Origin of the sequence: Capnocytophaga periodontitidis, from assembly GCF_016126015.1 — a bacterium.
Classification (GTDB): domain Bacteria; phylum Bacteroidota; class Bacteroidia; order Flavobacteriales; family Flavobacteriaceae; genus Capnocytophaga; species Capnocytophaga periodontitidis.
Genome location: NZ_JAEFDB010000004.1, coordinates 21648 through 42241 on the forward strand (window position 1 = coordinate 21648; position 20594 = coordinate 42241).

General features: G+C 38.5%; 21 protein-coding genes. 4 read left to right on the plus strand and 17 right to left on the minus strand.

Annotation, left to right across the window (positions count from 1 at the left end; all coding sequences use genetic code 11):
* Positions 1-4 precede the first annotated feature (4 nt).
* The 9 genes from I7X29_RS07780 to I7X29_RS07820 all read right to left on the minus strand — a co-directional run bounded on the left by I7X29_RS07780 (position 5) and on the right by I7X29_RS07820 (position 7057).
* Positions 5-535: a hypothetical protein gene (locus I7X29_RS07780; RefSeq protein ID WP_198473798.1), complete on the minus strand. Its 531-nt coding sequence runs from the start codon at positions 533-535 to the stop codon at positions 5-7.
* Between the two features lie 38 nt (positions 536-573).
* Positions 574-1104, minus strand: a complete 531-nt coding sequence (locus tag I7X29_RS07785; protein WP_198473800.1) for a hypothetical protein — start codon at positions 1102-1104, stop codon at positions 574-576.
* Positions 1105-1248: 144 nt separating this feature from the next.
* Entirely contained in the window at positions 1249-2163 is a 915-nt protein-coding gene (locus I7X29_RS07790) for a glutaminase (RefSeq protein ID WP_198473802.1), read from the minus strand.
* A 48-nt stretch (positions 2164-2211) separates the two neighbouring features.
* The gene (locus tag I7X29_RS07795) at positions 2212-2985 is read right to left on the minus strand and encodes a DUF695 domain-containing protein (protein WP_198473804.1); all 774 of its coding nucleotides are present in this window, start codon (positions 2983-2985) and stop codon (positions 2212-2214) included.
* Positions 2975-3850, minus strand: a complete 876-nt coding sequence (locus tag I7X29_RS07800) for a hypothetical protein (RefSeq protein ID WP_198473806.1) — start codon at positions 3848-3850, stop codon at positions 2975-2977. The genes I7X29_RS07795 and I7X29_RS07800 overlap by 11 nt, the downstream gene beginning before the upstream one ends.
* A 14-nt stretch (positions 3851-3864) precedes the next feature.
* Entirely contained in the window at positions 3865-4950 is a 1086-nt protein-coding gene (locus I7X29_RS07805; protein WP_198473808.1) for an SH3 domain-containing protein, read from the minus strand.
* On the minus strand, positions 4947-5147 hold the full coding sequence (locus tag I7X29_RS07810; protein ID WP_198473810.1) for a Sec-independent protein translocase family protein: 201 nt from the start codon (positions 5145-5147) through the stop codon (positions 4947-4949). Before I7X29_RS07810 ends, I7X29_RS07805 begins: the two co-directional genes overlap by 4 nt.
* 13 nt (positions 5148-5160) lie before the next feature.
* The gene (locus I7X29_RS07815; RefSeq protein WP_317191529.1) at positions 5161-5775 is read right to left on the minus strand and encodes an ankyrin repeat domain-containing protein; all 615 of its coding nucleotides are present in this window, start codon (positions 5773-5775) and stop codon (positions 5161-5163) included.
* Positions 5776-6082: 307 nt separating this feature from the next.
* Entirely contained in the window at positions 6083-7057 is a 975-nt protein-coding gene (locus I7X29_RS07820) for a M23 family metallopeptidase (protein ID WP_009412045.1), read from the minus strand.
* Positions 7058-7166: 109 nt separating this feature from the next.
* Between I7X29_RS07820 and I7X29_RS07825 the strand changes: the two genes are divergently transcribed.
* Positions 7167-7427: a Sec-independent protein translocase subunit TatA/TatB gene (locus I7X29_RS07825; protein WP_002681286.1), complete on the plus strand. Its 261-nt coding sequence runs from the start codon at positions 7167-7169 to the stop codon at positions 7425-7427.
* A gap of 83 nt (positions 7428-7510) precedes the next feature.
* Here the strand turns inward: I7X29_RS07825 and I7X29_RS15390 are convergent, their stop codons facing one another.
* Together I7X29_RS15390 and I7X29_RS15395 are read right to left on the minus strand one after the other, a co-directional pair.
* Complete coding sequence (locus I7X29_RS15390; RefSeq protein ID WP_225883695.1) at positions 7511-7810, minus strand: hypothetical protein; 300 nt, start codon at positions 7808-7810, stop codon at positions 7511-7513.
* On the minus strand, positions 7789-7995 hold the full coding sequence (locus tag I7X29_RS15395; RefSeq protein ID WP_225883696.1) for a hypothetical protein: 207 nt from the start codon (positions 7993-7995) through the stop codon (positions 7789-7791). The genes I7X29_RS15390 and I7X29_RS15395 overlap by 22 nt, the downstream gene beginning before the upstream one ends.
* Before the next feature lie 329 nt (positions 7996-8324).
* Between I7X29_RS15395 and I7X29_RS07835 the strand changes: the two genes are divergently transcribed.
* The 3 genes from I7X29_RS07835 (at position 8325) to I7X29_RS07845 (ending at position 10984) form a co-directional block, all read left to right on the plus strand.
* On the plus strand, positions 8325-8729 hold the full coding sequence (locus tag I7X29_RS07835) for a hypothetical protein (protein WP_198473814.1): 405 nt from the start codon (positions 8325-8327) through the stop codon (positions 8727-8729).
* Between the two features lie 311 nt (positions 8730-9040).
* Positions 9041-10336, plus strand: a complete 1296-nt coding sequence (locus I7X29_RS07840; protein ID WP_009412067.1) for an MFS transporter — start codon at positions 9041-9043, stop codon at positions 10334-10336.
* Positions 10337-10426: 90 nt separating this feature from the next.
* Positions 10427-10984 carry an RNA polymerase sigma-70 factor gene (locus I7X29_RS07845; protein WP_198473816.1) on the plus strand — a complete coding sequence of 186 codons (558 nt, stop codon included), beginning with the start codon at positions 10427-10429 and terminating at the stop codon, positions 10982-10984.
* 84 nt (positions 10985-11068) lie between these two features.
* Here I7X29_RS07845 and I7X29_RS07850 read toward each other — a convergent pair whose 3' ends face one another.
* From I7X29_RS07850 to I7X29_RS07875, 6 genes are all read right to left on the minus strand, one after another.
* Positions 11069-12370, minus strand: coding sequence for an MFS transporter (locus tag I7X29_RS07850; protein ID WP_198473818.1), 1302 nt, complete (start codon positions 12368-12370; stop codon positions 11069-11071).
* Entirely contained in the window at positions 12367-13260 is an 894-nt protein-coding gene (locus I7X29_RS07855; protein WP_225883697.1) for a glycerophosphodiester phosphodiesterase family protein, read from the minus strand. The genes I7X29_RS07850 and I7X29_RS07855 overlap by 4 nt, the downstream gene beginning before the upstream one ends.
* Before the next feature lie 11 nt (positions 13261-13271).
* Positions 13272-14639: a RagB/SusD family nutrient uptake outer membrane protein gene (locus I7X29_RS07860; protein ID WP_088593185.1), complete on the minus strand. Its 1368-nt coding sequence runs from the start codon at positions 14637-14639 to the stop codon at positions 13272-13274.
* A 4-nt stretch (positions 14640-14643) separates the two neighbouring features.
* A complete protein-coding gene (locus I7X29_RS07865; protein ID WP_198473820.1) occupies positions 14644-18174 on the minus strand; it encodes a SusC/RagA family TonB-linked outer membrane protein in 3531 nt (1176 codons plus the stop codon).
* Between the two features lie 209 nt (positions 18175-18383).
* Positions 18384-19361 carry a FecR family protein gene (locus tag I7X29_RS07870; protein ID WP_088593183.1) on the minus strand — a complete coding sequence of 326 codons (978 nt, stop codon included), beginning with the start codon at positions 19359-19361 and terminating at the stop codon, positions 18384-18386.
* 72 nt (positions 19362-19433) lie between these two features.
* A complete protein-coding gene (locus I7X29_RS07875) occupies positions 19434-20594 on the minus strand; it encodes a 5-(carboxyamino)imidazole ribonucleotide synthase (protein WP_198473822.1) in 1161 nt (386 codons plus the stop codon).

A 20594-nucleotide genomic window follows, 5' to 3' on the forward strand; every position in this document is an offset into this window, starting at 1 on the left:
ATTCTTACTTAGGGTTATAATGTCCTTCATTTTTATAGATGATCCAATTAGAGTGCTGGGTAAACTCCTCCTCTCGATTCACATATTTGAACCAAATGGCAGCACGCATTTTTATATTGGGTTCTGTTATTTTAAAAATTTCCTCACATTCTCTCATTACAGCCATAGAAGAAAGTGTTTCTATTTTAGCATTAGGAGCTAAAATAGTATCATATTCTCTTATGTTAATGGGACGCATAGGTGGAGCTACACAAGTCATTTCTCTTATAGTATCATTTGCCTGAAATTCTAAAACCAATATATCTGTATATATCACAAACATATTTGTGGAAATAGGTTCGTCTAAGTAATTAGCAATTGTTAGTTTTGCCTCTTTGTTATTGATTTTATCTAATTGTACCACCACTTCTTTTTTTAGGTGAGGAGCAGGAGTAATAATCACATTTTCTTGTTGCTTAGGTGTGTTGTTAGTGCAATTAGCTCCCCCTAATAGTAAAAACAGAAGTGCACTAAATTTATTTATAGAATTTTTCATATCCGAAGCTGTTTAAATAAAGTAAAAGTCCACATTTGTTATTTTTGAGGCATATTCAATTCTTCTTCTGTAAAAACATCTTGATTCAAATAATATTTACCATCAGAATAAAGATAATATCTGCAATTTTTCCAAATGAGTTTATATTTATTGGGGTCTTTGCTAATAATATGTAATTCCCATCTGTCTGACCACTCTTTTAATAGGTATAAGAATTGCTTATCTTTTGAAAAACCTGTATCTGCTAATTTTTCATACGTATCTCTATCTACAATGTCCTTTATTTTTAATTTATCAGAGTTCATAGCATAAAGCTCTGATATGTATATTGGACGAGAATAGTAAAAGATCATATTGTTAGTTCCTTGTATATACAAATTCCCTTGTTTATCTTCAAAAAGATTATCTTTCAATTGCTTATAATCTTCTGTTATCTTTATATATTGACAACCTTGACTGTCTATATATACATCATTTTCAAAAAAACTATTACCTACTTTTTTTATATTTACATTTTTAGAGCAAGCTATAAATATTAGTAATAAAAGGAAAAATACAATTCTTTTCATAGTTCTATTTTTATATAGTCAAACAAAAAAAATTGACCAACAGATTGATAATCAGAGTAGTCAACTTTGCCTAAGTTTCCAGCCTGTGCGGATCGCACCTTTGGCAAAATTTTTAGACTTTTCAGACAGCCTCCTACAATGTAACTAAAAAATAGAGGTATGCGTTTGGGCAGTAAACATTTCTAAGAACTTCATTCCTCTATATGAATTGCCTTTGTCGTTGAGTTTGGGACTCCATACCGCTATGCTGTAATGATTGGGCAATAGGGCAACAATCCCCCCTCCTACTCCACTCTTCCCTGGCAAACCTACTTTAAAAGCAAACTCCCCCGACTCGTCATAAAATCCGCAGGTTTGCATTATGGCGTTTACGCGCTTGGTGCAGGTTTCGGTAAGGATTTGCACGCGGTCGTGCATACGGATACCGTCGTTGGCAAGAAATGAGAAGATATATGCCATCGATTTGCAAGTGAGTTCCAAAGAACAGAGTTTGAAATAGAAGTTGAGCACCTCAATAGGGTCGTTTTCGATATTCCCGAGCGACTTGATGTAATAACACAAGGCAAAATTGCGATATCCTACGGATTTTTCGGATTCGGCTACTAAAATAGAATAGTTGATGCTATTGTCGTTAGCCAATTCGCGTACAAAAGTGAGGAAATCGGCTTCGGCATCTTCTAAGATAGAGAGCAAAATATCACACACTACTATTGCCCCTGCGTTGATGAGCGGATTACGCGGAATACCATTATCGGCTTCTAACTGGACGAGAGAGTTGAACGATGTACCTGAGGGTTCTACATCTACACGTTTCCACAATTGGTCGCCTATGATGCTATACGCCAAAGAGAGGGCGAGCACCTTGGCAATACTCTGTGATGAGAATTTCACATCGCAATCGCCTATGCCATACGATTGCTTGTTGAGGCTATAGAAATACACCCCAAACTGCTCGGGGTTTACTTGTGCTAATTCGGGAATGTAAGTAGGGACGGTACCAGCGTTTTCGCCCTTTAATACTTCCTCATAAACGGCATCGATTATTTTAGAATACTTCATTTTTCAATTAACAATTGACAATTAATAATTAACAATTAGCTGTACTTCTCATTGTACGTTTACACAGCCCCAGCCGTCGTACTCACCTTCAAAAGGAGAGGCAAGTTCTAACAAATCCCATACGATATCATTGATATCCAGCGGACTGTCTTCACGGGTGGCTTCCACCATATAGGGATATTCTTTTCCTTCTGCTTTTCGCTCTTCCACAAATTCATCATCGTTAAAACGCACTTTAAAACCTTTGGCTTCAGCTTCTTTGGCAAAAGCCTGTTGCTGAGCAGCTTCTTTGAAGTAGATAAAATGGTCGATTTCGCGAGGTACTTCCATCTTATCGCCATTCTTTTCGAGCTGCATTAGCACTTTGCGGTTTTGCATTGTTTGGTAAGAAAACTCATCGGGGTAAAGGAAATCGAAATAATCTTCCCACTCAGGATCTTCGGCTATATTATACCCTGATTCATACCCCTGAAAAGCTTGTAATGCTTCTTCACTAGTTTTAGCCAAAGTTTTGGCATTTTGGGTATAAAACCAGAGTTCTAAAAACCCTTCCGATTTTACTACCCCTGCTAATACAGCCCCTGTAGCTCCCGCTTTTTCGCCTATAGCATCCTCTATATCACAAAGGATAGGATATTCTTCATTAGAAGAAAGTCCGTCGGGTCTGGGGTTTTGCATTTTGATATAGAACTGCAAGCGCTGTGTGAGTCCTTCAAGAGGAGCGACCTCAATCAAGGCTAAGTTGGTGCGTATAGAGGCAGGAGCGCCTTCAATACGGCACATAAAGAAATCCCAATTTTGGGGTAGATTTTTATGAGTCATAATATTCGTATTTTATTGTTTTTATGTTATGTAAATCGCGACTGCCTGTTAAGGTTCTTTTCTTTATGGGGTTGTGGTGCTTATCGTATTCGTACTCATAGATTTCTTCACTTTGTTCTTCCCCATCTGAAAAATTTTTTTTTGAGATTTCATCCTTGTTTTCATTGTAGGTAAAAACAATTTTAGTAGCCACTTTATCAATATTATATTCCATTTCTATCAGATTATTTTGGTTGTCATATTTATAGCTAATAACCACATCAGTTATGGACTTTCTTTTTGGATACGTAGTTGTCTCTACCATATCGTAATACTTGTCATTATAAGAAAATGTTGTTTGTGAGGTTAAAGAATCTTCTTTGCTAATAGGAATGGTATTTATTTTGGAAAATCTTCCTTTTTCATCATAAGAAAAAAGAATTTTAAAAGCGTATTGGTCGTTTATATATTCATCTCTTTGAATTACTTTACCTACTTGGTTATATTTATAATGAATAGTTTTTCTATTTAAAGGAGCGCCTTCATCAGAAAGAGTTACTTCAGTTTCAGTAATGAGGTTATGCTGAGTGTCATAAACATAATCTGTTGTTGTAACCTCCTTTTGAATACCATCATCCGTTTTTATTTGCTGAACATACCCATCTGTATTAAAGGAAATAGTTGTGGAGATAGTTGAAGAACCCTCTTTTTCATCTGTTTGGTAATGAGACATCACTTGTGTGATTGCTTCCATAGTTTTAACTTTTCCGTGAAGGTTCAACCATTCCCAGTTTTTTTCGGGTAGGGTAGTGAATCTTTTTTGTCCGTTGCAAGCCAATAGGCAAAGAGCAAAGACTAATAATGTAGTAAGGGTTTTGTAATTCATATTAATTTGATTTATTATTTAATACTGATACAGATATACTGACCTCGTGGGTTATAGTGCCCTTTTTGATCCCAACGAACAGAGACATTAATTACTTTAGCATAGAGACTTCCATTGCTTCCCATAAAGACTTGTTCTCTATCCTTTTCATCTAATACTAATGCCCACTGAGTAAAAGTGGTTGAAAATACTTGCTTTATTTTATTTGTCTCATCAATACTATAAAGTGAAAAGTCTGCAACTCCTTCATAGACATTGTCTAATAGAGTCATAAAATATTGTCTATCAGGAGTAATATAAGGATAAGCAGCTAAAGTAAACTTTTTACCTGTAGTTTTGTCAATCAAGGTATAATCCCAATCTTCATAGTATGTAGTACTGATAAGATATTGATTTAGAAAGGGTATTTCCCCTATATAGGTATGTTCTATTCTATTGTCATCGTACTTAGGCGCAAGGCTATCAATATAAGTAATATATTTGTTTTTACACTCCTGACAAGGAAGGCGCAGTTTCCCTTTTACTTTTTTGATAGTATTGGTAGTATCTATAAAATCAACCGCATTGGCTTTTTGAGCGAGATATTCGTCTTTAGTCACAAAACGAATGTTTATTTTCTTGTGCGGTTTCTTGTCTTCAGTAGTAATCAGGTCTTTATAGTTGAGTTTTATTTGGCTAATATCACCTGTTTGTTCTTTTTTAATAAAGAGTTTTTCCCATTGCCACAAGATAATGTCTTCGCCATTACGCTTGTACTTCCTCTGGATTTGCTGTTTTATGCCATACCAATACTTAAGTTCTTGAACTACTTCTACTTTTTCGGCGTAGGGCAATTTACCAAGACGTGCGCTTTTGTCGTCGGCTTCCTCATAAAAATCAATACTATCGCGGGTGGTTACATAAACTTCTTTAATCGTAGGTGCATTATAATCAATAGGGTTGCCTATTCTTTTGCCCTCAGAGTGTGTATCCTCAAGTGAATCCTTCTTTTCTGTATAAACCACATCAGCGGTGTTGATTACCTCCTCTTGGGCAGGAGAGGATGAGAAATATTGGCAACTGCAACAGAGGAGTAATATGGCGCTTAAGAGGGGTTTCATTTTGTTAAATCGTTTTTGAATTTTCCGATTTCTTTTTGGGTATCGGCAATGAATTTGGTATCTATATCGGTGGCTTGGTGGATAGATTGTTCGATTTCGGTTTTAATTTCGTTGGTAGCATCACACATTTGGCGTATGGTTTTGCCCAAGGTAACGCCAGAAAAGGCTTGCTGTATGGTGTGAATGAGGTTTGTCATTTTGCTGATTTTCTCATTTGCTGATTACTTTTTCTATTGTATATAAGTTGTTTTCATCTAACAATCTATCTAAAAAAGAACTCTTGAGAAGGTACGTACTGTTTTTCTTTACTATTTTTATATAATCCTCATTTTTCAAATCTACAAATGAAATTTCGCTGTTTTTTTCTTCTTTAAAAACATATTCCTTATCATTACTTTTATCATAAGTTTCTATCTGTAAATGAGCAATATTATCATCTATTTTTACTAAGATTTTTCCCCAAGCACGAGGGTCTGCCTTTTCTTCTTTTAAATATAAAAAATGACCTGAGTATATTCCTAACCAATCTGAAGAGTACTTAATTGCACCTTGTTTAATAAGATACGAAACAATCTCTTTGTCTCCTATTTTACGAGCTAATCCAAGAGGTGTTAGTCCTTCTTCTGTATATATTTGATTTATATCTGCTTGGTTTTCTACAAGATATTTAACAATAGGCAAATGACGATTTTCTATAGACACAAACAAGGCATCATATATCAAATAATCATCTTTTTTTGCAAATTTACTATTCGCTCCTTTAGCAAGAAGTTGTTTTACATTGTCCAAATTTCCTATTTTACACTCTATACCCAGCGAGTATATTTAAATATATTTTCTTTGTGATAAAAAGAGTCAATAGCAATTGAATTTTCTTTGATATCAGCAACATAGGTTTTCTTATGTTGTCTACAAGCCGTTATAAAACTGCTAAGAATAAAAAGAAATAGTATTTTTTTCATCTAATTATAGAATTTTGATTTCAATTCGCTAAAGCCTCTAAGTTCTGGCAGTTCTTTGTGGAGGTTTTTGGAGTATTTTTTAGAGGTTGTTTAGAGGTGAGAATATCTGACAAGTCGGACGAGTCAGACTCTGACACCTAAAACCTAACCCCTGAAACCTGCCCTAACCCCTAATCAAGCGATTGGTTTTCTTGGGTAGAGACGTGTAACATATCGGCGTATTCGCTGGGGGTGAGGTTGCCATAGTAGAAGTGAATAGGGTTGATATGTTCGCCGTTTTTGATGACCTCGTAGTGCAAGTGAGGTGCTTCAGACCTACCTGTGCTTCCTACTTTGCCAATGAGGTCGCCGCGCTTCACGTGCTGACCGGCGCGCACGTTGTAGGCAGAAAGGTGCCCGTAGAGGGTTACATAGCCATAGCCGTGGTCGATGCGAATGTGGTTACCATAGCCTGAGGCATTGCTATCGGCACGGACTACCACGCCATCGCCAGCAGCATATACAGGAGTGCCTTGAGGTGCAGCGAAGTCCATACCATAATGGAACTTACGGGCTTTGGTAAAAGGGTCGGTGCGCCAACCATAGCCTGAAGCCATATGTTTTAAATCTTTGTTGTTGATAGGCTGAATAGCAGGAATAGAAGCGAGAAATTTTTCCTTTGCCTTAGAGAGTTTGGTAATCTCATCAAGCGATTTAGATTGTACAACCAACTGTTTGCGCAACACATCTAAACGCTCATTGGTACTGGCAACAAGTTTGGAGTTGCCAAATTTTTCGAGGTCTTTATAGCGGTTGGGGTTTTTAAGGCTCTTGCGGATACTATCGGGGATGATAGGGGCGTTGAAGTATAGACGGTACATATTGTTGTCGCGTTCTTGGATATCGGCAAGCACCTCTTCCGCCAATTCCATTTTTTTATTGAGGATTTGGTAATTGGTTTCGTAGGTTTTTATCTCGCGTGCCAACACCACCTCACGAGGGGTGAAAAACAGACGCGAGTTAATCATTACCAAAGAAAATAAAATCCCAAAGAGAGCTGCTGCCGTGAGGAATATCAGGGCATTGCGCACCTTTGTACGCTTGCGATTGCGAATGCGTTTATACGAAAGCGTCTCGGGGTCATAATAATATTTTACCTTTTTCATACGGGCAAAAGTATAAAAAAAATATGATATTTACTATTTTGTGACAAAAAAAATGTAATTTTGCTCCGCATTTGCCAATTTGCTAATTTACAAATTTGCTAATTATATTATGGGTATTTCAGAGATTATATTTATACTTTTTATGGTTTTAATACTTTTTGGGGCAGATAAGCTCCCAGAGGTTGCACGTGGTTTGGGCAAAACAATGCGCCAATTGCGCGATGCTACTGATGAGATTAAAACTGAAATTCATCATCATATCAATCACACGGGAATAGACACTACTATCGTAGAAGACACCCAAAAAGAGATTGAAGAACTTAAAAAAACAATTGACAATGAAGAATTGACAATGAATAATGAACAATAATTTGTAACTAAATTGTTACTTTACTCTAAAAAATTCCCTTGCACTTTTACACTGCAAGGGAATTTTTCTGTTAATAAACGTGTTTAAACTTTTTTGAGAAACTTGGAGATAAACCCTAATAGAAGCATTCCAATCCAAGTTACATCATGATATTGGTGTCTCATTATCAAATCTTTATATCCGTCAATCCAACCATTTGCTTGTTCAATCTTAAACCTATTTTTGTACAATTCTTCATCAAAAAAAACATCTGGTTGCTCTCCATTTCGGGGATTAGGTTTGATATTTGCGATCAAATCCTGCATCAGCATTGAGAAACAGACCTTTGTGTACTCGCTGAAAACTACCATCTTTACTCCATTTATTGAAGTAGTAATAGACATTTTGCCAAGAGATTTCCCCCTTTTTCAAAATAGCTCTCAATTGGAAGTTCTCTCCATTGTACTCCTGTTTTTAATCTCTTGAGAATCAATAAAAATATTGAAGCTAAATCAAAATTACTTTTAAATCCTCTTTTTCCTACACTTAAAAAGGGAATAATCCATTTATTTATTGTATCTTTGCCCAAAGTTCCTGAATTTTGGTGTTCTTTTTTTTTGCAAACAAAAAATTACTAATTTTTGGGAACTTTTACTTTATTATAGGAAAAGTTTAAACAGCTTCTTAGTGAAGATTTGCTAAATAAATTGAATTATGATTGTTTTTGCAACAATTTTAACAAAGCTGAAGTGATTAAAAATGATACTATCTACAGTTTTGAAATATTTAGAGGAGATTGTAGAGGAGTTGAAGTTTTTAGTAGAAATAAAGAATGAAAAAGTTTGGCTTATAGATATAGCTTTTTATGCGTTTATGTATTATAATTTGAATAATATCACAAAAGAACATCAGTAAGGAATGATAAAGAGAATATTTTTAATACTTATCCTTTGTGGAATAGCTTTTTTCATATTTGCAATATCAACTTTTGATGAAGGCTATTTAAAAAATAGGATAGAAGCCATAGAAGCTGACAAAGCTAACCATTGTCTTACTCGTTTAGGAATTGTAGTAACCACAGAAAAACAACCTATTGATAGTGTTACTTTCTTTGATTATAACAATGAAATCATCACTCGTACAGATAGCGTTGGATTTTTCAAAATAACAAGAGAAAAAGAGGTGTTTATTCACGCTATTATCTTAAAGAAGAAAGATTATATTACAGATACCATTCATTACTATAATAAAGAAATAAAAGAATGGGATCCTGTATATAGAGGATATAATGACACTATTGTTTTAAAAAGAGAGAAGAAATGAGAGAATTATGGAATTTCATTGAAAAATAATGTTATACTTTTTAAAATTATTGCTAACATACATTTGCGCTCTATTTTCTCCTACCCCTTGATTCCTAATACCTAACACTTACTTCTTTTAAAAAATCATAAATAAACCTTAAAAAAGTCTTCGTTTTTGTTGCGTTTTAATTTTGGTTTATTTACTTTTGCCGTCAAAATAAGGCATCAGGTGTCAGGTGTCAGACATCAGGTAATAGGTGACAAGTGGAGTATTACCATTCTTACCTCTTATCTCTTTTTAACTAATTAAAAAATAAATAATTTAAAATAATGGAAAACCAAAATCAACAAAACAAAAGTTACGTATTGCCTATTGCAATGATGTTCGCTTTATTCTTTATGATATCATTCGTAACAGGCTTGCAAAACCCTTTTGGGGTTATTGTGAAAAACCAATTTATGGCGAGCAACCTCGAATCTCAATTGGGGAACTTAGCCAACTTCATCGCTTATGCCTTTATGGGTATACCAGCAGGGAAAATGTTACAACGCATTGGTTATAAAAAAACAGCTTTAACTGCTATTGTGGTAGGTTTTACTGGAGTGTGCGTTACTTTCCTTTCAGGTATTGCAGGTAGTTTTGCCGTATACCTCACAGGGGCTTTTATTTCGGGGTTCTCTATGTGTATGCTCAATGTGGTAGTAAACCCAATGCTCAACACTCTTGGTGGTGGTGGTAAACGCGGTAACCAACTCTTGCAGTTTGGAGGGGCTATCAACTCTATTGGGGCAACCATTGTACCTGTATTGGTAGGTTACCTCATTGGTACTATTAGCGCTGGCACTTCAATTGCCGATGCTAACCCTGCACTCTTCTTAGCAATGGGTATTTTTGCTTTAGCATTTATCGTACTTTTCTCTATGCAAATACCCGAACCTCACGCAGCTCAAGCTAATGTAGCTACTGTAAAAGACGCTCACAGCCCTATGTCGTTCCGCCACTTTATATTAGGAGCGATTGCTATTTTCCTCTATGTAGGTATTGAAGTAGGGATTCCTAATATTGCCAATTTATTTATGACCGGTAGTAATGAAGCCAATGGTTTAGGTATTGATACTACTACGGCAGGTTCGGTGGTAGGTACTTACTGGTTTTTGATGTTTATAGGTCGTTTGACAGGAGGTTCATTAGGAGCTAAATTCTCAAGTAAAGGGATGCTTACTTTTGTATCTTCTTTAGGTATCCTTTTTGTAATCTTAGCTATAGTAATCCCTGATACACAAGTAGTAAATATGCCTGTGTTCAAATCGGATATATCTTTTGGTTTAGCCGAAGTGCCAATGAGTATAATGTTCCTTGTACTTTGTGGTTTGTGTACTTCAGTAATGTGGGGAGGTATCTTCAACCTCGCTACCGAAGGATTAGGTAAATACACTGCTGCCGCTTCAGGTATCTTTATGGCGATGGTATGTGGTGGTGGTATCTTGCCAGCTATCCAAGGAGCTGTAGCCGATGTAGTAGGTTATATGCAAAGTTACTGGGTAATAGTAATTGCTCTTGCTTACTTATTGTTCTACGCCCTTGTAGGTAGCAAAAACGTAAATACCGATATCAAAGTAGACTAACGAAAATGATTGTACTATAATATAAAAAACTGCCCAAAGCACCTCAACTAAGGTCTTTGGTCAGTTTTGTTTTTAAACAACCTCCTACCAATGAACGATTTCGCTACATATTATGCCTCTTTGCACCAGCGCATACAACAAGGAGATAACACTGCCTTTCAAAAGCTTTTTGATAGTTTGTGGAAACCTCTGTACGTATGGGCACAATCGGTGGTGATGGACGAAGATATAGCTAAAGATATCGTTCAAGAGGTGTGGATTGACTATTGGAAACGCTGCAAAAATATACAAAACCTCGCTATCGATGCCTATTTGCGACAAGCGGTGCGCTACAAGGTGTACAACTATTTGCGCGACCGCAAGTTCAACACAGTGCAAATAGAGGTTATACAAGAACTCCTCACCGATGAACTCACCGTTGACGAACCTATAGCCCTACAAGAAAATCTCACCGCTACCGAGGGTAAACTTCACCGCGTACTCAAATCCTTGCCCAAGCGATGTCGTGAAATCTTCAGTTTGAGTCGAGAAGAAGGAATGAGCAACAGCGACATCGCTACGCATTACGGCATCTCCAAACGCACAGTAGAAAACCAAATTACTTTTGCCCTCAAAAAACTGAGAGAGGTGCTGGGCGCGTTCTTTTAGTGAGATAATTTACCAATAAGTATAAAAAACACTGACTTTTTGAGGTCAGTGTTTTTTCTTTATAAAGTAATGAAGGATAAAAGATTATGTTTTCTTCCAAGTGAGTAATGCAAAGAACATTGAAAGCACTGCTGCTGATACCCAAAATATAGATATAGCACCAAAATCGTAATGTGTTATACCATTTACTACTGTTTTATTTCCCTCGATGAGGTAACCACTAGCAATATCTTGAATACCTGCTGCTAAATAGCTCATTATTCCCACTACGCCTAAAGCAGCTCCTGATGCTTGTTTAGAAGCAATATCGGTAGCCATCAGTCCTCCTAAGAAACAAATGAGAGCTCCTATCGCCAAACCGAAAATTACCATACTGAGTACATCGATGAACCAGCTTTGAGGAGCAAAGAGCATTAGTGAGAGGGCGGTAATATTCATCAGTCCAAAGATAAGTGCGGGTTTGTTGCGATGACCTTCAAACCACTTGTCGGACACAAAACCTGAAGAAGCTGTACCTAAAATACCACATATTGCATTGATAGAAACCAAGAGGTTTGCCTCTGTAAGACTATAGTGCTTGGCAGCTTGAAAATAGTAGGGTCCCCAGCTGGTAACCGCATAGCGCGAGATATACATAAAAGCACTAGAAAAGGCTAAAAGCCATACATAAGGATTTTTTATTACCCCTAATTGTTCGCCCCATACACTTTTCTTTTCTTGAGCGACTTGTTCATTTACAGGGGGTAGCCCGATGCTCTCGGGGCTATCGTGAAAGAAAAAGTACAAAATTGCTACTCCTATAAAGCCTACTATAGTAGCTGTGAGAAACCCCCAACGCCACCCACAATATGAGGCTACTACGGCAGTGAGGATATAGGTAAGTGCTTCTCCTATATTGTGACTCGTACTCCAAAAGCCGTAAAAACTGCCTCGTTCACTACTCTTATACCAACGCGAAAGTCCCACAACACAGCACGCTGCCCCAATAGATTGTACCCATCCATTTATTCCCCAACAGATGATGAAAAACAAATAGGCATTGGTAAAACCCATCACAAGGTTAGCTAAAGCTGAAATGAGTAGTCCTGCACTCATAAAACGTTTGATATTGCTATGGTCAGCTAAAAAACCGTTTAGTAGTTTGCCAAAAGCATAGGAAAAGAACAAAGCTGAACCTATAATTCCTAATTGCGATTCACTGAGAAAACCACTATCAGCGATTGGTTTTTTGACTACATTGAGACTTAATCTACACACATAGTAAAAACCATAGCCAAAGGTTGCTGAGAAAAAGATGTACCAACGCAGTTTTTGGTAGCGTTTAGATTGCTCCTCAGCTGTGCCTTGCAGTGGCTGAGGAGCACTTTTTTTGAAGTAATTTATCATTGTTTGTAATGTAATTTCTTAGATTTGAGAAAAGCGACGAGTTCTTTAATTCTATCAGTTTGAATAATATTTACTTTTTTTTCAATAAACCACTGATAAACGTTAGGATCTTCTAAGAATTTATCGTCGCTATGGCCTCCACTGAGTTCGTCCCAAAGTGAATTGACCCATACGCGATACCCTTTTTTGCGCAACGGGCTGAAGTCGATCAAATGTTCTTCAGTTTCTCCTAAAGTAAACTCAAAGCCGTAAACGGGGTAGTGGTCTTCAAAGCCTTTAATCATATCCCAACCCTGTCCTTTTTCTAATCGAATGATAGGCATATAGCAAATTTTATCCTTGATATTACCATATTTTTCATTGAACTGTTCGTAGGTTGCTTCACCTTTGTAGAGCACTTGGTCTTCCATTGCGTATTTTTTGACTAACGGATAAACGAGATCAAAGTACTTAAAACCCTTGTCCAAGTTTAAGAATACTTTTCCTTTGGCGGTTTGTAAAGCTTCTTCAAGAGTAGGTATGCGCATTTTGGTAGGACATCCGTGACCGTTTTTTAAATATAGTTTTTTGATTTCGGCAAGGGTGTAGTCAATAGGGCTTCCTTTTCCGTTTGTAGTGCGGTCTAAGGTGCGGTCGTGTAGTAAGATAAGTACGCTGTCTTTGGTCATAGCTAAATCTATTTCTACCATATTTGCCCCAGCCTCGTAGGCTTTTTTAATAGCCCAAATAGAATTTTCGGGAGCTTCACGCCAATCGCCACGATGAGCAACGACCATCACTTTGTCTTGAGGAAAATTCTTGAGAGACAATTTTTTTTTGTTTTGTGCATTTGCCGAAAAAACAATGCATAATAGCATACTGAGTAAAGATAATGTAAATCTGTTTTTCATTTTAAAAAATTTTAATTATATCCTTGGTTTTGCCAACCAGTTTTGTTGTTTACGTTTTCAATTTCTACTGAAGGGATGGGGTACAGTTGTCGATAGGCAGGTACGCTGGGGTAAACAGTGCTAAACTGTTCTGTGCGTATGAGGTCGAACCAGCGGTCGCATTCTAAAGCGAGTTCTAATCGACGTTGCAAGTACACTTCTGTACGGAAAGCTTCTTTAGTAGGGAAATCGGATAAGGTTTTAGTAGCGATATTAGCATTGCTGCGTACGGCGTTTAGGGCATCTAAAGCAGCTTGAGTAGGAACTGAAGAGAGTTCGTTAGCAACTTCAGCATAGAGTAACATTACTTCGGCACAGCGAATAATAGGAAAGTCGCTGCTGGTTTCGTTACCAATACGGTCAGCATTAAATTTACCAGGGCGATTGCCATTAGAGGTAGGAGCTACTAAGTTTTTTCGATTATCACCACTTTCAAATAACGACTGAGGAAGTGCTATTACATTGCTGCTATCTTGATTGCGATAACGATTGTTTTGGTGTACGGATTCACCTACTCCTCCTTTGAGGTATTGTACAGCAAAAAGCACGTCCTTACTAGTTTTAAGATTGTTAGGAAAAGTTTCGTTTGAGGGTACTAAACCGATAACACTTCCTGCATTGATAGCAGTAACTAAGGGGGTAAGTTCTGTTAAGGCGGCACTGTATTGTTTTTGATATAGATACACTTTAGCTAAAAGAGCTTGAGCCGCATAAGCGGTAGCACGTCCGCGCTCGGCATCAGCCCAACGGGTAGGCAGTTGTTTTGCTTTTTGCAAATCACTGATGATAAGACTATACACATCGCTAATAGAGTTGCGTTGGTTGTTACGTGCTTCTTCTACGGTTTGTACTTTGGTGATAATAGGTACTTCTCCCCACAAACGCACTAAGTTGAAATAGGCTAAAGCGCGTAAAAAGGAGGCTTGACCTACAATGTTTGTACGTTCAACAGTAGTCATTGTTATTTTATCAACATTTTCCAAGATAGTATTGCTTCGTGCAATCACTTGATAGAGCGAAAGCCAAGTGGCTTTAAAATTTCCGTTAGCGGGGGTGTCGGCAAAAGTTTCTATTTCGTAGTTTACGCCTCCTGCAGCACCTGAATTTTCATCACTCACATTGTCAGCGCGTACCTCCATTAAAGTAAGAAAACGCCCTGAATATTGGTCTTTAGATTGCAATTCGTCATAGACACCTATAACAGCTCCCTCAAAATCTTTTACTTCTTTAAAAGCAGTTTTTTCAGTAGGTTTTGAAATAGGCTCGCGATCTATAAATTTGTTACAAGAAGTAGCTGAACATAAAGCTACTAATCCAAATAATATATAGGTTAGTTTCATCGTGTTAGAATTTTAAGTTTAAACCAAGAGTGAAGGTACGAGCCAAGGGATATACGCCGTAATCCTCACCACTGGTAGTAGCATCGGTACGGTTAGATACTTCGGGGTTGTAACCTTCGTAATTTGTAAAAGTATACAAGTTTTGAATGCTGCAATATAGGCGTACATTACTAAAATACTTACTGATGTTTTTAGGTAGATTGTAGCCCAAAGTAATGTTTTTGATACGCAAATATGATCCATCTTCTACGTGCCAAGTGCTGGTTACTCCATTTTGACCTTTGCTCACGCGATTGGCGCGCACATTCATCCCACTACCTGGATTACTTTCTGATTTCCAACGGTTGAGAGCTCCGCGATAGTTGTTCATATTTCCTTCGTGATTGTAGAAATAACGGCGGGAGAGGTTGAGAATTTGGTTGCCATATACACCTTGAAAATCTACTTTGAAGTCGAAGTTTTCGTAACTGATACCTGTACCAAAAGCATAAGTGAATTTAGGGAGATAGTTACCCACGATGGCACGGTCGGTATCTAAGATATCTAAGCGTCCATCACCATTCACATCCTTAAATTTGAAGTCACCTGGTCGAGAGGTTTGGTAATCGTAGTTGTTGGGAGTGTCAATATAGTGTAAAGAAGCATCTACTTCGGCTTGGTTTTTAAATACGCCTTCCACTACAGGCAAGTAATAAGAACCGATAGACTCTCCTACACGAGTGATAAAATAAGCGTTAGCAATCGAACCTGAAGAAATGATATCAGCATTGCCTGGCCCCAATTCTTTCACTGTATTGATATTCTTAGAATAGTTGAAGTAAGGCTCGAAGTTCCATTTGCCCCAATTGATATTGCTGGAGAGATTGATTTCTATTCCTTTATTGTTTACTTTACCAATATTTTCTAATCGGGTAGCGAAACCTGTAGTACGTGGAATAGGTACATTCAACAACAAATCGTAAGTGTTACTATTGTATAAGTCGAGACCGAGATTGAGGAGTCCTTTCCAAAGAGAAGCATCAAAACCTACATTCAATTGAGCGGTTTTTTCCCATTGCAAATTAGGATTAGGTAATGCACTGGCTCCCATCCCCTTTACTACTGCTGGTGAAGAACCTCCTAATACATAGCTGTAGTAGCTAAATTCGCCTTGAGCTCCGTAGTTAGGAATGCGGAAGTTACCTGTAAGCCCATAGCTGGCACGGAGCTTTAAGTCGGTAAGGAATTTTACGTTTTGCATAAACTCTTCACCTGTAACGCGCCAACCTGCTGAAAGTGATGGAAAGTAGCCCCATTTGTTGTTGTTCCCAAAACGAGAAGCTCCATCGGCACGTAAAGCCGCTGAAAGCATATACTTGCTTTTGTAAGAATATTGTAAGCGTGCTAAAGCAGAGAGTAGAGCCCATTCTGAAGCCTCAGAGTTCCCTCGTGTTACAGTACCAGCATTGAGGGTTTGAATACTATTGGAGATAAACCCATTAGCAAACATATAATTGCTCTCATCGCGTTGGTATTGCATTGTCCAACCTCCTAAAGCATTGAGGTGATGTTCGCCAAAATTTTTGTTGTAGTTCAAGGTTTGTTCAAATACCCAATTATAGCGCTGAGAGGTTTGAGAAGTCGCTTCAGCTTCTGAAGGCGGATTACCTGCCGTATTAGAAAGTGGAATAGTAGAGGGTTTGAAAGTGCTTTGAGCATCGGAGAAAATATCAAAGCCAAAGTCCATTTTGTAGGATAAACCTTTTAGAAACTCAGCCTCAGCATATACTTTACCAAGCAAGCGATTTGCTTTTGTTTGGTTTGAAGTAAGGCGCGCTAAGGCAACAGGATTCCACGCTTGAGTTTGTGAATTACCTATTCGTTTTACGCCATTTACCATTGTAGTAGTGCTGGCACTCCATTCGTTTTGAGCAAAACTAAAGGTTCCATCAGGGTTGTATACAGGAAAGATAGGTGCGTAGTGCAAAGCTGAGGCAATCACCCCTCCACCATTTTCGTTGTAGGCTCCATTTGCATTTACTTTATCTTCTTTTACAAACGAAGGATTGAGAGAAGCTCCAAATTTAAAAATTCCTGTTTTGCCATCTAAATTCAGGCGTAAGCCTATACGTTCAAAGTTGGTACCTATCACTATACCGTCTTGGTTGAGGTAATCTAAAGAGGAATAGTACTTTAGGTTAGGAGTTCCTCCTGAAATTGAAACAGAGTGGTTGGTCATTACTGCTGTACGGAAAATCTCATCTTGCCAATCGGTATCGGTGAGCCCTTGTACGCCTTGTAAATAAGGTTGTAGCTCTACAGGGATAATAGTGTTATAGTCGTTGTTAGTATTTTTAAGACGAGTGGCGTTATCGTCGGCTGATGAAAAGCTAATAGGCGCTTGGCTACGTGCTGCACGGCGTTTATTGATAGATTCCATACGGTCTGCATACGAATTGTTACGTGCGTCTTTTACTAAATCGGCATATTCGTAGGCATTAAGAAGGTTAATTTTTTTAGAGACGTTTTGAATAGAGAGGTAAGTATTGTAAGAGAAGGAAGGTTTGCCTTCTGCACCTTTTTTAGTTGTGATGAGCACCACCCCATTACTACCACGAGAACCGTAAATAGCTGCTGAAGAGGCATCTTTGAGTACTTGAATTGACTCAATATCGTTGTTATTGAAAGTGTTGAGGTCTTCTTTAGCTAAAGGCACTCCATCTACCACATATAGAGGGGCAGTTCCGGCGGTGATGGTGCCTACCCCGCGTACACGTACTTGCAAGTTAGCCCCAGGCGCCCCTGTGTTCTGAGCGATATGTACTCCAGGCATCTTTCCTACCATTGCTTCGGCTACCGAGCTAACCGCTTTGTCTTCTAAATCTTTTGCTTTTACACTGGCAATAGCGGTGGTTACATCACCGCGTTTTTGTACACCATAACCCACTACTACTACTTCGTCTAACTCGGTCGTATCTTCTTTGAGGACAACTTTAAATTGAGTGTTTTTACCGATAGTCACTTCTTGTGAATGATAGCCGATAGAAGAAAATACGAGGGTTTGAGCATCAGTAGGGACTTCTAAAGAGAAGTTGCCGTCAAAATCGGTAGCTACTCCTATGGAAGTGCCTTTCACTACTACACTTACTCCAGGAATAGGTATTCCTTTTTCATCTACCACCGTCCCTTTTATAGGTCGTCTATCGGCAGTTGCCTTTGGGGCGTTCACTTTCACCGAAATACTGTTGTGAATACGCAGAAAGCTCACCCCGTATTCAGTAGCTAACTTTTGTAAGATACTGTCTACTGAATCGCTTTGATAACTAAAATCCACTCGTTTTTGTAGTGCTTTCAGTTCGTTGTTGTACACAAAGCTCAATTGTGTTTGAGCTTCAATTGATTTTAAAACATCTAATATAGATGCTTTTTTTAAATTTAGCTGAATTTTTGTGTTTTGAACCTCTTGGTGAGGGGTCGCATTCATCACTAAAGGACAACACAAGAAAGCCATAGCTAAAAGCCACTTTGTGGTTTGATTGCGAAATTTTACATTCATAAAAAATAGTTTATAAGGTTCTTATTTTGATAAAACTGTTAAAATGCTTTAGTGCTGATATTCAATGATATATTTTAATATTTGAATAGTAAAGCATTTCTATTTCTTTCCTTTTTCACTTATAAATACCAAAAAAGTAGCAATACACACATAAAAAATAAAAAAACTGCCCGAGAAGGCAGTTTTTTAAGAATAGGGAGTAAGAAACCTTAGTAGCTGCTTCTTGTGCTACAAGTTCCTTTGAGTACTAAATGTTGGCTGTCGATATATTCGTAGCTGAGTTCTGAATGGATAAAGATGAGTTGTTTGAGAACTACATTTAAGTCTTCTTTTACAAAAGTACCCGATAAATGGCAGTGTTCAGCGTTTTCTACCTCTAAGCGTATTTGCACACCGTAGAATTTTTCAATTTTTTGTACCGCAGTGGGTAAGGAGCTTTCACGGAAGCGCAAAATACCCTCTTTCCAGTCGATGAAGTCGTTGGTAGCGACGTTTTGCACTTGCATTTGTTGAGTTGTTTTTTGGAAGACAGCTTGTTGTGAGGGGAGTAGTTCGCATTGTTGTGCCCCTGCTTGCACCCTTACTTTGCCGGTAACAAGGGTTACTCTTGCTTCATTTTGTGAAGGAAAAGCCTCAATGTTGAAGCTGGTACCTAATACTTCGGTGGTGAGTTTTTCAGTTTTTACAATAAAAGGTTTTTGTGGATTATGAGTAACCTCAAAGAAAGCTTCACCGTCCAATTGTACTTCGCGTTTTTCAGTTGTAAAAGCTGAAGGATAACGCAAACTGCTGCCGCTGTTGAGGGTAACAGTAGATCCGTCGGGCAGAGTGAGGGTTAAGGTTTTACCTTTAGTAGCCGATGCACTGAGCCACTGGATTGGGGTGCTCATCGCTGTAGGGTTAGGTGAGGAGAAGAACCAGCTCCAATTGGCAATACCTATTATCAGCAATAATACTGCCGCCGCTGCCACCGACCATCGGTAGTAGAAGGGTTGCGGGGAGAGCTTTTTAGTGATTCGCTGGGAAAGCTCACTATGCACGGTATCGGCAGAAGTGTGGGCAAAAACTTCAGAGGTATTTTTTGCTAAAAGCTTATTTTCAAAGTCTTTTAGTATTTTGTTTTCATCTGTTGAGGTGTTGCCCTGCAGGAATTTACGGATGATATTTCTGAAAGTATAAGTTTTCATATTTTTTCTTTTTCAGTTATAAATACCAAAAAGGGGAGGGGACACACATAAAAAGGGGTTAGGGGATAGCGATTAGGGGGTAGCGATTACTTTTATCGTTTGTTTTACTTTTTCGGCAATGGCTCGGGCTTTTTCAATGTCTCTATTTACGATGGTTACGTGTCCCATTTTTCTAAACGGACGGGTTTCGCGTTTGCCGTAGATATGAGGGGTTACGCCTTGCATTGCTAATATTTGTTCTATATTTTCGTATACTACATCGCCTTGGTAGCCTTCAGCTCCTACGAGGTTTACCATTACACCTGCTACTTTGCTATCGGTGTTGCCTAACGGAAGATCTAAAATGGCGCGCAAATGTTGTTCAAATTGGTTGGTATAAGCTGCTTCTATGCTGTAATGCCCTGAGTTATGCGGGCGTGGAGCTACTTCGTTTACTAATACCTCGCCTTCAGCCGTTAGGAAAAGCTCTACGGCTAAAAGTCCTACTACCTGAAAGGCTTGGGCTACTTGTACGGCTATCGCACGTGCTTTTTGGGCGATTTCCTCACTGATACGCGCTGGACACAACACATATTCCACCTGATTGGCTTCGGGGTGAAACTCCATTTCTACCACAGGGTAAGTGGTTGCCTCACCGCTTACATTACGGGCGACGATCACGGCTAATTCCTTAGCGAAAGGCACTAAATTTTCGGCGATACACTCTCCTTCGGGTAGAAGGGATAGATCGGGTAGTTGTCGTACGATTTTCACGCCGTTGCCGTCGTAGCCAAAACGCGCTGATTTCCACACGAAAGGCAGCGTTATTTGCTCGTTTGCTACTGCTTGTTGCAGGTTTGCTAAGCTCTCAAAGCGATGAAAAGGGGCAGTAGGGATGTTGTGAGTGGCGTAGAACTGTTTTTGGGTAGCTTTGTTCTGTATCAACTCAATAGTTTGAGGAGTGGGATATACTTTTACCCCTTCGGACTGTAGTTTTTTAAGGGCATCGACATTCACATTTTCAATCTCGATAGTGAGTACATCTACCTCTTTGCCAAAACGATAGACGGTATCAAAATCGGTGAGAGAGCCTTGTACAAAGGTATTGCAGGCAATGCGACAAGGCGCATCGGCAGAGGGGTCGAGCACCTTAGTGGTGATATCGAACTTACGGGTTTCGGTGAGGAGCATCTTGCCGAGCTGTCCGCCACCAAGGATTCCTAAAGTAAAGTTTGATGAAAAATAGTGAGGCAT

What these genes read in the sequence shown, in the direction of transcription:
- I7X29_RS07780 (WP_198473798.1), bottom strand. Translation starts at nt 535, where the DNA reads ATGAAAAATTCTATAAATAAATTTAGTGCACTTCTGTTTTTACTATTA.
- I7X29_RS07785 (WP_198473800.1), bottom strand. Translation starts at nt 1,104, where the DNA reads ATGAAAAGAATTGTATTTTTCCTTTTATTACTAATATTTATAGCTTGC.
- I7X29_RS07790 (WP_198473802.1), bottom strand. Translation starts at nt 2,163, where the DNA reads ATGAAGTATTCTAAAATAATCGATGCCGTTTATGAGGAAGTATTAAAG.
- I7X29_RS07795 (WP_198473804.1), bottom strand. Translation starts at nt 2,985, where the DNA reads ATGACTCATAAAAATCTACCCCAAAATTGGGATTTCTTTATGTGCCGT.
- I7X29_RS07800 (WP_198473806.1), bottom strand. Translation starts at nt 3,850, where the DNA reads ATGAATTACAAAACCCTTACTACATTATTAGTCTTTGCTCTTTGCCTA.
- I7X29_RS07805 (WP_198473808.1), bottom strand. Translation starts at nt 4,950, where the DNA reads ATGAAACCCCTCTTAAGCGCCATATTACTCCTCTGTTGCAGTTGCCAA.
- I7X29_RS07810 (WP_198473810.1), bottom strand. Translation starts at nt 5,147, where the DNA reads ATGACAAACCTCATTCACACCATACAGCAAGCCTTTTCTGGCGTTACC.
- I7X29_RS07820 (WP_009412045.1), bottom strand. Translation starts at nt 7,057, where the DNA reads ATGAAAAAGGTAAAATATTATTATGACCCCGAGACGCTTTCGTATAAA.
- I7X29_RS07825 (WP_002681286.1), top strand. Translation starts at nt 7,167, where the DNA reads ATGGGTATTTCAGAGATTATATTTATACTTTTTATGGTTTTAATACTT.
- I7X29_RS15390 (WP_225883695.1), bottom strand. Translation starts at nt 7,810, where the DNA reads ATGTCTATTACTACTTCAATAAATGGAGTAAAGATGGTAGTTTTCAGC.
- I7X29_RS07835 (WP_198473814.1), top strand. Translation starts at nt 8,325, where the DNA reads ATGATAAAGAGAATATTTTTAATACTTATCCTTTGTGGAATAGCTTTT.
- I7X29_RS07840 (WP_009412067.1), top strand. Translation starts at nt 9,041, where the DNA reads ATGGAAAACCAAAATCAACAAAACAAAAGTTACGTATTGCCTATTGCA.
- I7X29_RS07845 (WP_198473816.1), top strand. Translation starts at nt 10,427, where the DNA reads ATGAACGATTTCGCTACATATTATGCCTCTTTGCACCAGCGCATACAA.
- I7X29_RS07850 (WP_198473818.1), bottom strand. Translation starts at nt 12,370, where the DNA reads ATGATAAATTACTTCAAAAAAAGTGCTCCTCAGCCACTGCAAGGCACA.
- I7X29_RS07855 (WP_225883697.1), bottom strand. Translation starts at nt 13,260, where the DNA reads ATGAAAAACAGATTTACATTATCTTTACTCAGTATGCTATTATGCATT.
- I7X29_RS07860 (WP_088593185.1), bottom strand. Translation starts at nt 14,639, where the DNA reads ATGAAACTAACCTATATATTATTTGGATTAGTAGCTTTATGTTCAGCT.
- I7X29_RS07865 (WP_198473820.1), bottom strand. Translation starts at nt 18,174, where the DNA reads ATGAATGTAAAATTTCGCAATCAAACCACAAAGTGGCTTTTAGCTATG.
- I7X29_RS07870 (WP_088593183.1), bottom strand. Translation starts at nt 19,361, where the DNA reads ATGAAAACTTATACTTTCAGAAATATCATCCGTAAATTCCTGCAGGGC.
- I7X29_RS07875 (WP_198473822.1), bottom strand. Translation starts at nt 20,594, where the DNA reads ATGCCTCACTATTTTTCATCAAACTTTACTTTAGGAATCCTTGGTGGC.